The organism is Vibrio sp. 2092 (assembly GCF_033339635.1).
Lineage (GTDB): Bacteria > Pseudomonadota > Gammaproteobacteria > Enterobacterales > Vibrionaceae > Vibrio > Vibrio alginolyticus.
Map to the genome: position 1 here is coordinate 607,872 of NZ_JAWOUY010000002.1, position 10,575 is coordinate 618,446.

A 10,575-nucleotide genomic window follows, 5' to 3' on the forward strand; every position below is an offset into this window, starting at 1 on the left:
TAAGGTGAAAAAATGCCTCGGAGAAACTCCGTGCAAATGATAAACAATTGTATGTTTATATTCCATAGCTAGGTAGCTAATAGTCGATAACACTGACTGGACGCTCTCCACGCTAAGGATACGCTTTTACTGAGAACAGCAGCGAATCATGGTAATGTTGAAGCATGCATGAGAACAAACCAGTGTTCATTAAGCCATGGCTTTATCGTCTGCGGTCTTTATTTCCGACCTGTAGCGCAGTGTTTAGGGCTTAGTCTTCGACTACAGTTGGTATTAAATCAATAGGTAAAAAGAAATGTTTACAGGAATAGTTCAGGGTACGGCGAAGGTCGTTAAAATTGATAAAAAAGAACGCTTTCAAACGCACGTTGTCGAGTTAAGCGATGAACTTTGTAAAGGGTTAGAAATTGGTGCATCCGTTGCACACAACGGATGTTGTCTAACTGTGACTAAGATCGAAGGCAACCTTATCAGTTTTGATTTAATGCAAGCGACATTGGCTCTTACTAATTTAGGTCGGCTGCTGGAAGGGGATAGCGTAAACATTGAGCGCGCGGCTAAGTTTGGTGACGAAATAGGCGGGCATAGCATGTCTGGTCATATTAGTTTGACGGCAGATATTGTCGATATCATCGATACGCCCAATAACCGCACGATTTGGTTTCAACTGCCGCAAGAATCAATGAAATATGTATTAGCGAAAGGTTATATTGGTTTAGATGGCTGCTCGCTAACTATTGGTGAAGTTGAAGCGTGTCGTTTTTCGGTACACCTAATTCCAGAAACCTTGCAGCGAACGCTTTTCGGAGTGAGACAAGTAGGGGAGCGTGTTAATATTGAGTTTGATCCTCAGACTCAAGCAATTGTTGATACTGTTGAGCGCGTTCTTGCAGCAAAACAGCTTTAGAATGAGAAAAAGGAGCCTAATGCTCCTTTTTCATTTAAGCGTTTTTATATTTCTGATGTTCACATGCTCGAGCTGTTATTCGTAATTGTCATCGATAATTAGTTCGACCTTATCTTGTAACTCATCCACTCGCATATTTAGGTGGATAGCGTGGCAACAAGCTGGGCAATCATCATAAAACTCTTGGTCACCATTACTTGCATCCAATGTAATGCCGATAGAGTGTCCGCAATGCGGGCACTTTACATACCTTTCGGTATAATTTTTCATACAACAACTCCTAATCTCGCAGGGCTTTTAAACACACTATTCATCAAGGAAGTACAGCCCTTTACTTACTTTGCCTACAAGGAAAATAGGCACAATCCAAAGTTAAGTCTCCTTTGATATTAGGTCGAGTTGTTGCTAATTGAGTCGAAATAAGTACAAAACTTGACCCCAAACTCAACCTTGAGCTTAGGGTGATCTTCTGTAGTGATGTGCCTCGAGATTTTACATATTGAAATATGCAGTGGCTTCCAAATTAATAAGAAATGATTTTATTAATAACCAGTTGAGCCTGTTCCAAGTAATGGCCGCCAAACAAATTACAATGGTTGAGAACATGGTAAAGGTTATAGATATCTTTACGCTCTTCATAGCTTGAAGAAAGTGGCATAACCGATTCGTAGCCTTGATAAAATTCTGGTTGAAATCCACCAAAAAGCTCTGTCATCGCAATATCACACTCCCTGTCCCCCCAATAGCACGCAGGATCGTAACAGATAGGACCGAATGCAGTGAGTGCCGCATTTCCATTCCATAAATCGCCATGCAACAAAGAAGGTTCCGGAGCATGGTTTGCTAGCCGCTGTTTTACGACATCGATAAAGTCATCGATATCAACCAAGGTGACGCCTTTTTCTTTAAGGAGCTGTAATTGCCATCCTATACGTTGCTCAGCAAAGAATACACACCATTTCTTGTGCCATTTGTTGGGCTGTAGAGTCGAACCGAGATAGTTGTCGGTATCAAAACCAAACTCTTTTTGCTCGCCCCACTGGTGTAGGTGAGCTAATTGCTGCCCAAATTTAAAGCTGTTGGGACCATCTTCTAATGGTTTCGTTGGAAGGTAGTTAAGAATTAGGAATGAGGCATTTTTGGTTTTACCAACCAATACCACCTCAGGTACAAATAGGGTGGATGTTTCACGCAAAAGATGCAGGCTTTCAGCTTCTACCTCAAATTTAGACAAAAACTCGCGGTCGTTAATTTTCACAAAATAACGTTGCTCGCCATCATTGATCATGTAGCTTTCACTGATATCCCCACCAGACAGCCTTACTTTTTCCGTGATCTGGTAATCGAACAATAAAGTATCAGAAAGCTGTTGCGATATTGCTTGCCACATACAAAACCTCGCGAATCTATTTGACCACCAATAGTTTAGGATAAATAGCAGGGAGTTGGCGCTATGTTGAGCATACTTAGTAAAGAAACCTTCCTCTTAGTGTAGTCAATTTGTATAAATGTGAATCAAATCGCTTATAAGCCTCTGATTTTTTGGCTTAGCATATGGAGATGAACGTTTACAACAGGTATTATGATTTTTTTGACGTTAGTTCCATTGGTGGCATGAAAATACTGATATGTGATGACTCAGCTGTTGCAAGAAAGCTTATTGCGCGTTCTATCGTACAAGATACATCATTGCATCTTATTGAAGCGCAAGATGGTTATGAGGCGCTTAATATTCTTGCTGAGCAAAATATCGATATTTTGTTTCTCGATTTAACGATGCCCATAATGGATGGTTTTGAGGTCCTCGAATCATTACCTGTTAGTCAGTACCCGACCAAAATCGTCATTATTTCTGGAGATGTTCAACAAGAGGCAAAACAGCGCTGTCTCGATCTTGGTGCTCAAGCTTTTATCGCTAAGCCTCTGACAGAAGAGCAGGTGCTCCCACTATACGAACAATTAGGGCTGCATTATGCGTTCAAACCTAGTCATTCGGTTGATTCTAAAAACCAGGGTTGCGAAGAGCTTTCCTTACTAGCCAAATTCCGTGAAATTGCGAACATTGCCCTTGGTAAAGGGGCTGCGATTATGGCCGACCATTTACATGAGTTCATCCAACTTCCTGTTCCTCATGTTGGACCTTTGTCCTACGGCGAGCTTCATATGACACTGGTTGATGTGGTTGGGCGTGACAGTTCCGTTGCGGTAGCGCAGAGGTTTGTCGGTGGTGGTATTCACGGAGAGGCACTGGTGTGCTTACGTGGTAGGGATATCAATCAGATTGGGGAAAAATTAGGTTACCTCCTTGAGTTTACGCCTCATAATGAAATCATCTTGAATATCTCTAACCTACTGGTTTCGTCATTTCTCACATCGTTGGGCGATCAACTCGACAAGCAGTTCTCACTTCGTCAGCCAGGCATTGTGGATACCTTAACACCTTATTGTGAAGAGCAAGGCGAGTTGGGCGAGCTCTTTACTATCGAATACACCTACATGGCAGAAGCGCTCGATTTCGAGTGCGAGGTACTGTTTTTAATTGATAAGCCATCCGTAGAAATAATCTATGAAATCATGGAGCTAATCTAATGTCCGATATCACGCTGGACATAGCAGACTTTCATTGGGTCACACAAATTCTCGATACGATGGATTCAGGGCTTATTGTTTTGGATCAAGAGTATAAAGTGTGTGTGTGGAACAGTTTTATGCAGTCATACAGTGGCGTTCTATCACAAGAAATTCTTGGTGAATGTTTATTTGAGCATTTTGAAGAGCTGCCAAGAACTTGGCTAGAAACCAAGATAAAAGCTGCCGCCGATCTGGAAACTCGTTCTTTTTCTAGCTGGGAAAACAGACCGTACCTTTTTAAGTTCAACAATTTTTCTCCGGTTTCAAACAGCAGTGATTTTATGTATCAAGATATCGTGATCACGCCGTTAATTGGGCTCTCAGGAGAGGTCAGCCACATAGCGATTCAAGTCAATGATGTTTCTGAAACTGCGAGAAATCGCATTCATTTGAAAGAAACAAATCAACATTTGTCGGAAATCAGTCGCAAAGATGGTTTAACAGGTTTATTTAATCGCGCTTATTGGGAGCAATCATTGAAAGATGAGTTTGCTCACTTAAAAGTTATCGACGGACCATGCTCATTAGTAATATTCGATATCGACCACTTTAAAAAGGTGAATGATACTTATGGTCACCCGACAGGGGACGAAGTCATTCGTCGAACCTCTGCCTTGTTGAGAAAAACAGCAAGGAGTAGTGACATCTGCGGTCGTTTTGGTGGTGAAGAGTTTACCGTACTACTTCCTCACACAAACCAGGAGCAAGCTTGCTATTTCGCAGAGCGTTTGCGCAAAAGAATTGAGCAAGAGATCGTGAAAGTGGAAGATTTTTTGATTAATTACACAATAAGTATTGGTGTTTGCGAGTATAAGCCTTATTTTGAAACTCACACTCAATGGTTAAAGAGTGCCGATGCTGCGCTGTATCGTGCAAAAGAAAATGGTCGTAACCAAACCTGTTTGCATGAAAATGACTGAAATATAAAAAGGTTTGAAGAAACCCTGTATCCGAATTCAGTGAAGCAAAGCTCAATTGTTTGAAAATCATCCAGTTGGTTCGTGAATGTTTGTTAATATGAAATAAGTTAATGAAATTTTCTCGGCATGTCTTACTATTGAAACTATTCTGCTTTCAGCTTCGAAGGCTTGCAATAAACGGAGAAAAACAGTGGTTTTAGAAACCGATGGATATCTCGCTCTTATCGAGCACTTGTCTCTAAATCTAGATATTTTTACGACCGAAATTGGCGACACTGGATCCGAAAGCATCGAAGATGTTGTCACCGATATGGTGGCTTCAAACATCATGGCGATTTTTGAGCAAAATCCAGAACTTCACTCGAGCGTACGCTTCAAATTGTTGAAAGAGGCTGATGCAGTTGTTGAAGATCTTGGTGAGATATTGGCTGGGGTATGGCATAAAAAAGCGACCAATGAACAGATCACGTTCCTTGATGAATACATCGCTCTGGTCAAAAATCTGTTCGATAATGCTGTTGCGACTTACGACTGATATTGTTTTAACTTACAGCAATGTCCGGTTAAAGAGTGAGAGGAGTTACATTGTAACTCTTCTTATTTGCCAAAACTTAGATGCCCAGTATGGGTTGTCGATTCTTGAAATAATCACACCTCTAGACGTCGATGCATGCATGAACTGCTTGTTACCCAAGTAAATTCCGACATGATAAGTTGTACGTCTTGTTTTAAAAAACACTAGATCCCCTTGCTTGGCATCCGTCCAGCTTAACTCCACACCTTGCTTTGATTGCTGCTTCGTTGTCCTTGGTAACGAGAGCTGATAAGCCTCAACAAACGCTTTTTGTACAAATGCTGAGCAATCAATTCCAGATTTCTGTGTCCCGCCTAAGCGATAAGGCGTGCCGTGCCACTCTGTGTAAAAGTCGAACAAGTCAGGGTTGTCCGACAATAGCTGATTTGTAGGTGTTGTCACCTGTGCTTGCTCACTAGGCTCAGGCCCAGAAGAGCAGGCGCTTAGTAGCACACTGATTATCAAAGGAAAATATACTCGACGCAAATCACCACCTGTCATCTCTATGACTCACAACTGAAATATTAGTGTCATAACCAATCCATAGTATGGGCTGCAAATCACGGTTTTGTCTCACAAATGTGACGGAATCACTGCAGAACCGATTCAACCTTAAGAAAGAATAAAAATTGATTATGGCAAAGCGAAAACGCTCACGCACATCACTTTCACTGATTCAGGCTGTCAGTGCAACATTTTTAACTATCATTGCTCTTGTTATAGCCCTTTCTGTCTCAAGTTTCAAAGGAATGGAACAGGTAGGGGAACAATTTGAAGACTTGTCGCAAAAAGCATTACCCATCGCGATGGCAAACGCAAAGTTAACCAGGAATGTATTGGAGATGGTTAAGCTACTCAACCATGGTATGCAGATTACTGAGCCGAAAGAGTTGCCTCTCATAAAAGAGCAAATCGACTCTCTTGCAACTCAAAGCACAACTTTGGTTGGGGAAGCGTCTGGTGTAGATCAGCAACTCTCGGAGGAGTTAGACACCAAACTAGCGCGTTTACATAACATCACGCAGTCCATTTTGTTGAAACAATCTTCGGTGATACAAATTCAAATGGATATTGATGCCGCTGTTGGTGGTTTTCGCTATGGGCTTAGCTCTATCGGTCCGGAAATGAATCGAATCAGTTCGTTCCTTAGTGCCGATAATCCTGAGTCGAGCGATGCCGCTAACCGTTTCATTGCTTCTGCAAGCTCAATGGAAAGTACGTTCTTAGTCATGATGATGCACTCAGAATTAAACAAAGCCGAAAAAGAATACCGAGAAATGCGAAATCGCATAGCAGGTATTAAACTCGCCTATGAAGACTTCCAATCTGTCAATCCTGAAGTAAGTGAATATGCAAGCTTAACCGCACCATATGAGATGGTGAAACAAGGCTTTAGTGAAAAGGGCGTGCTGCGTTTGATCCTCGCCAAACTAGAACAAGGGGAATTGCAACGTTCAGAGTTTAAACAGGCTTCGATGCTTGCGGATGAAACCATGCGGTTACTTGATCAAATCTCCCAAACCGCTGGTCAGTTGATCGATGAAAAAGAGCGGGTGGTCAACGAGACCATTGAATCGGTGAGCGTTGTGCTCGTGTTTGCGGCGTGTGTGATTTCTTTTATTATTCTGGTTACTTGGTTTAGTCTCAAGTCATGGACAAAACGAGGGTTAAGGAATGTACTAACGCGTCTTTCAGCACTTACCGAACATGATTTTCGTGACAAGGCAGAAGAAGTCGGCCCCTATGAGCTGAAAGAAGTAGCACGAAAGTTGAATCAAGTAATCGATTCCACACATGACTCCATTCAAACGGTGACGCGCAATTGTGAAACGCTTTATCAGACGGCAGAAGTAAGTCACAGTGCAGCCGAACAAACAAGTGATGGGTTGGCAACACAAAATGAAGCGTTGTCGAGTATGATTACGACCATAACGCAGCTTGAAGCCTCTATTCGTGAAATAGCAATGGTGACAAATGCATCTTCACAGGACTCGCTCCTTGCAACCCAACACACTGAAAAAGGGGTTCAAGTCGTGGAACAAAACCGCGAACGTTTGGAGTCATTAGAAAGCTCTTTGGATGTAAATGAACAGTCAATGTTAGAGCTAGACCAGCGTGTTAAACAGATTCGTGAAATGGTGGATATGATCAGTGGGATCGCGGACAACACCAACTTACTTGCTCTCAACGCAGCAATAGAAGCTGCCCGTGCTGGTGAGCAAGGGCGTGGATTTGCGGTTGTCGCTGATGAAGTTCGCAAACTTGCAAGTGATACCTCTCAACAAACGACGAACATCCGAGAAATGATGAGCGAGCTTATTACTGCCGCAGAGCGTTCTCGTCAAGCAGTTAATGATTCAAGAGAAGAAATGACCCACGCGCTACAGTCCAGCAATGAAGTGAAATCGACATTTTCTGATATCAACCTCGCGGTTAAGCACATTCAAGAACGTGTTGAGCAAATCTCAGTTGCTACAGAAGAACAAGAACGAGCGACGGCAGATGTATCTCAATCCATCACACATATTTCTGATCTTGGCGAACGCACAAAGCTGCAGCTTGAGTCTATGGTTGAGAGTTCTGAGCAAGTGGCGGAAATTGCTGGGCACCAGCAAGCAATGCTGCACAAGTATGAGCTTCATCAGACCAAGTAAATGAGATGTTTCCACCGACTAAAAGCAGAACCTCGGTTCTGCTTTTTTGTTACGGCTACCCATTCAATGGCTCCTATTTGCATTGCAAAAGTGAGTTACATCTCATCTCGTTCATTTCTAAAGGGTTTAGTTATCACAACGTGATGTTAATGCTTTGTTCGAGGGACTCGTTGACTAGAATGTCGCCAGAATTCAAAGGAATGAATCATGCAGTTATCACAAAGAGCCAGCCTCATACTAGTTAATCATCACCAAGAACTTTTGCTTATCCATCGCGTTCGAAACGACAGACAGTATTGGGTTTTCCCTGGCGGCAGTGTTGAAGCAGGTGAGGAACCTGTTGAAGCTGCTAAAAGAGAAGCGCGGGAAGAAACCTCAATAGAACTTGGTTCGGTTAAGAAAGTTTTGGAACTCGAAAATCAAGGTCGCTTAGAAACCTATTTTCTTTCTTATGTAGGGAACTTAAAAGTGAAACTAGGGAGTGGGCCAGAGCAAATCAGAAAATCAGATGTTAATCAGTACCATTTGAAGTGGGTGCGTGTAGAGCAACTTCACTCGATTTCTTTATATCCAGAGAAAGCTAAAGCCTTTTGCTTGAACCATAAGGAGTGGTTTTGTGATCGATAAAGTTTGCCCCGTCGTTCTACGTAATCAAAATCAAGAGATCCTACTTTTTAAACATCCGTTGGCGGGTGTTCAGCTCGTCAAGGGCACTGTTGAAGTGTTTGATGAAAGTTACATCATAGCGGCCAAGCGGGAGCTCGCTGAGGAGTCTGGTATCACACATGTTCGTTCCGCACGATATTTATGCTCATGGGACAGTGGCTTTCAAAATCAAGTATGGCATTTTGTTTTGTGTGAGTGTGCTGACCTCGCTAATTCATGGCTGTTTCATACGCAAGACGATGGTGGACATGATTTCGCGTTCTTCTGGCACGATGTCGAGAGCGGCCTTCCCGCGAATACACATACTGTGTTTCAGCGCGGGCTGGAAAAGGTACGAGAGTTGATAAACCAAGGCGTGATTTAAAGGAGGGTTCTGTCGTTGCATTGGCGGATTTGGGACAATGACAAAGCAAACACTATGCTAAATAAAGAAGGTAGAGCAGCCGTTACTGTTCTCATCGTGTTGATAATGGCACTGTCGATCTCAAAAATGGCGATGGGATTACAAATGTTTAAGTGACTTCTATATGCTTTGCTCATTCATTCAGATAAGGAAACGGTAATGGATAAATTCGTCGTGTTTCTCTTATGCCTTTTTATGACAGTTGGCGGAGTGGTTCATCTTTATGACAACATTGTTGGTGGCTTTTTACCTTACGATTTTGCGCCACGCTGGTTGAATATGTATTGGAGCTCGTTGGGGCTGTTAGACTTATTAGCAGCGTATCTATTGGTCAAGCATCGCCGCTCTGGCCTAGTCGTTATGTTATTGATTCTTATAACCAATGTTATCTTTAGTTCCCACGCTCACTATACATTAGAAATATTAGATAACAACGTCGCCCTACAAATGAAGACACTGTTTTTAGGGTTCTCATTTGGGGTATCTATCTGGTTATGGAATGCGCGAAAACATAGTCAATCGCGCCAAATATTTCGTTAATTATTATTTTCACAACACTCGATTAAGGATTGTAAACAGGGACTCGTTATGAACGATTTTAAAGACTTGGCCAGTTTTGCTGGTTTCAGCGTACTGACAGGTTTGAGCTTTGCCACCACTTTCTTCAGCCTTGCTTTTCTATACAGCTCAATAGAGGCACAGCAAGTAATGAACACCAATGCTTTGGCATGTGCAGTGCTTGGTGTTGTTGGTTTATTTGTTGGTATTACTCAGTTAAACAAAAAGCGTCAGCTAGCAGAAAACTAATCTGTTCTTACACATCATGAGGATGAAGTAGTGTTTAACAGGGGTTTAGGCTTGGTCTATTCGTTTTGTTGACATACTTCATCCAACAATATTTTTTCAACCATTACTTCTTCTCTTTATTGTAGCGAAAGGGCTGCGTTAAAAGCTTATCTAATCTTTGCTCTTCTTCGTCTCTAATTTCCGGCACACCAATAACAACATCATCATGACCCAACTTAGGCTGAGCTCGGTATGTCCCAAAAAAGCGGTCCCAAACTGAAAGGAAAAAACCAAAGTTTGAGTGGGTCTCTTTTACTATCACTGAATGGTGCACGCGATGCATGTCTGGTGTAACGATGACGTTTCGCAGTTTTTGGTCTATGGATAAAGCCAGTTTTGCATTACTGTGATTAAACATCGCGCTCGCATTAAGCACAATTTCAAATACCACAATTCCGATAGGTGAAACACCTAAGATAAACACGGCTGCAATTTTTACTCCCATTGAAATGATTATTTCGAAGGGATGAAAGCGTGCGCCTGTAGTGACGTCTATGTCGAGATCGGCGTGATGCATTCGGTGAATCTTCCACAGCGGCTTTACATGATGAAAGACAACATGCTGAGCGTAAATGACGAAATCAAGCAAAATGACGGTTAGAAAAATATTTAACCAAGCGGGGAGGGACAGAATATTGAGCAGCCCCCACTGTTGCTCCTGAGCTATGACCGCAGCTTGAAAGGCGGCGATAGGCATGATTAAAGCAATAACTAGGCTGTTAAAAGCGACCAATGACAAGTTATTGACCCAGCGAAACCTGCGCGAAGCGGTCAGTGTTTTTCTAGGAAATTTGTTTTCCCAAATGGCACAAAGCAATAATACGCCAAGGAAAAAGCCTAATCTGAGCCATGAGGGTTCTTGAAATGTCGTTTCTGTCACTGTCATTCCCTTATTTATTTTCAGCCCTAAACCACCTACTTCAGTAGGTGGTTATCATCCGTTTCGGCTTTGCCTGTAAAACTACTCATGCTAA

Annotated in this window: 13 protein-coding genes; 9 read left to right on the top strand and 4 right to left on the bottom strand. The window is 42.3% G+C overall.

The window, feature by feature from the left end:
- The first annotated feature begins 295 nt into the window (after nucleotides 1-295).
- The gene (locus R7P80_RS06420) at nucleotides 296-907 is read left to right on the top strand and encodes a riboflavin synthase subunit alpha (protein WP_225491401.1); all 612 of its coding nucleotides are present in this window, start codon (nucleotides 296-298) and stop codon (nucleotides 905-907) included.
- A gap of 75 nt (nucleotides 908-982) precedes the next feature.
- Here the strand turns inward: R7P80_RS06420 and R7P80_RS06425 are convergent, their stop codons facing one another.
- A complete protein-coding gene (locus R7P80_RS06425; RefSeq protein WP_005377624.1) occupies nucleotides 983-1,177 on the bottom strand; it encodes a CPXCG motif-containing cysteine-rich protein in 195 nt (64 codons plus the stop codon).
- 253 nt (nucleotides 1,178-1,430) lie between these two features.
- Entirely contained in the window at nucleotides 1,431-2,297 is an 867-nt protein-coding gene (locus R7P80_RS06430) for a fructosamine kinase family protein (RefSeq protein ID WP_005377623.1), read from the bottom strand.
- Nucleotides 2,298-2,521: 224 nt separating this feature from the next.
- Here R7P80_RS06430 and R7P80_RS06435 point away from each other — a divergent pair, with 224 nt between their 5' ends.
- The 3 genes from R7P80_RS06435 (at nucleotide 2,522) to R7P80_RS06445 (ending at nucleotide 4,993) form a co-directional block, all read left to right on the top strand.
- Nucleotides 2,522-3,496, top strand: a complete 975-nt coding sequence (locus R7P80_RS06435; protein WP_021033872.1) for a response regulator — start codon at nucleotides 2,522-2,524, stop codon at nucleotides 3,494-3,496.
- Nucleotides 3,496-4,458: a GGDEF domain-containing protein gene (locus R7P80_RS06440; RefSeq protein ID WP_025766666.1), complete on the top strand. Its 963-nt coding sequence runs from the start codon at nucleotides 3,496-3,498 to the stop codon at nucleotides 4,456-4,458. The genes R7P80_RS06435 and R7P80_RS06440 overlap by 1 nt, the downstream gene beginning before the upstream one ends.
- Before the next feature lie 190 nt (nucleotides 4,459-4,648).
- Nucleotides 4,649-4,993 (top strand): DUF3802 family protein, encoded by a 345-nt coding sequence (locus tag R7P80_RS06445; protein ID WP_005377620.1) that lies wholly within the window; start codon nucleotides 4,649-4,651, stop codon nucleotides 4,991-4,993.
- A 45-nt stretch (nucleotides 4,994-5,038) separates the two neighbouring features.
- On the opposite strand, the gene R7P80_RS06450 is transcribed toward R7P80_RS06445, so the two are convergent.
- A complete protein-coding gene (locus tag R7P80_RS06450) occupies nucleotides 5,039-5,533 on the bottom strand; it encodes an NlpC/P60 family protein (protein ID WP_198556802.1) in 495 nt (164 codons plus the stop codon).
- 134 nt (nucleotides 5,534-5,667) lie between these two features.
- Here R7P80_RS06450 and R7P80_RS06455 point away from each other — a divergent pair, with 134 nt between their 5' ends.
- The 5 genes from R7P80_RS06455 (at nucleotide 5,668) to R7P80_RS06475 (ending at nucleotide 9,562) form a co-directional block, all read left to right on the top strand.
- Nucleotides 5,668-7,686 (top strand): methyl-accepting chemotaxis protein, encoded by a 2,019-nt coding sequence (locus R7P80_RS06455; protein ID WP_225491400.1) that lies wholly within the window; start codon nucleotides 5,668-5,670, stop codon nucleotides 7,684-7,686.
- Between the two features lie 207 nt (nucleotides 7,687-7,893).
- Nucleotides 7,894-8,313, top strand: coding sequence for an NUDIX domain-containing protein (locus R7P80_RS06460; protein ID WP_054574143.1), 420 nt, complete (start codon nucleotides 7,894-7,896; stop codon nucleotides 8,311-8,313).
- Entirely contained in the window at nucleotides 8,303-8,716 is a 414-nt protein-coding gene (locus tag R7P80_RS06465; RefSeq protein WP_206959219.1) for an NUDIX hydrolase, read from the top strand. The genes R7P80_RS06460 and R7P80_RS06465 overlap by 11 nt, the downstream gene beginning before the upstream one ends.
- A 198-nt stretch (nucleotides 8,717-8,914) precedes the next feature.
- Nucleotides 8,915-9,295 carry a hypothetical protein gene (locus R7P80_RS06470; RefSeq protein ID WP_053307088.1) on the top strand — a complete coding sequence of 127 codons (381 nt, stop codon included), beginning with the start codon at nucleotides 8,915-8,917 and terminating at the stop codon, nucleotides 9,293-9,295.
- A gap of 48 nt (nucleotides 9,296-9,343) precedes the next feature.
- On the top strand, nucleotides 9,344-9,562 hold the full coding sequence (locus R7P80_RS06475) for a hypothetical protein (RefSeq protein WP_005389537.1): 219 nt from the start codon (nucleotides 9,344-9,346) through the stop codon (nucleotides 9,560-9,562).
- Between the two features lie 103 nt (nucleotides 9,563-9,665).
- Here the strand turns inward: R7P80_RS06475 and R7P80_RS06480 are convergent, their stop codons facing one another.
- On the bottom strand, nucleotides 9,666-10,481 hold the full coding sequence (locus R7P80_RS06480) for a sterol desaturase family protein (protein ID WP_225491399.1): 816 nt from the start codon (nucleotides 10,479-10,481) through the stop codon (nucleotides 9,666-9,668).
- Between the last annotated feature and the right edge of the window lie 94 nt (nucleotides 10,482-10,575).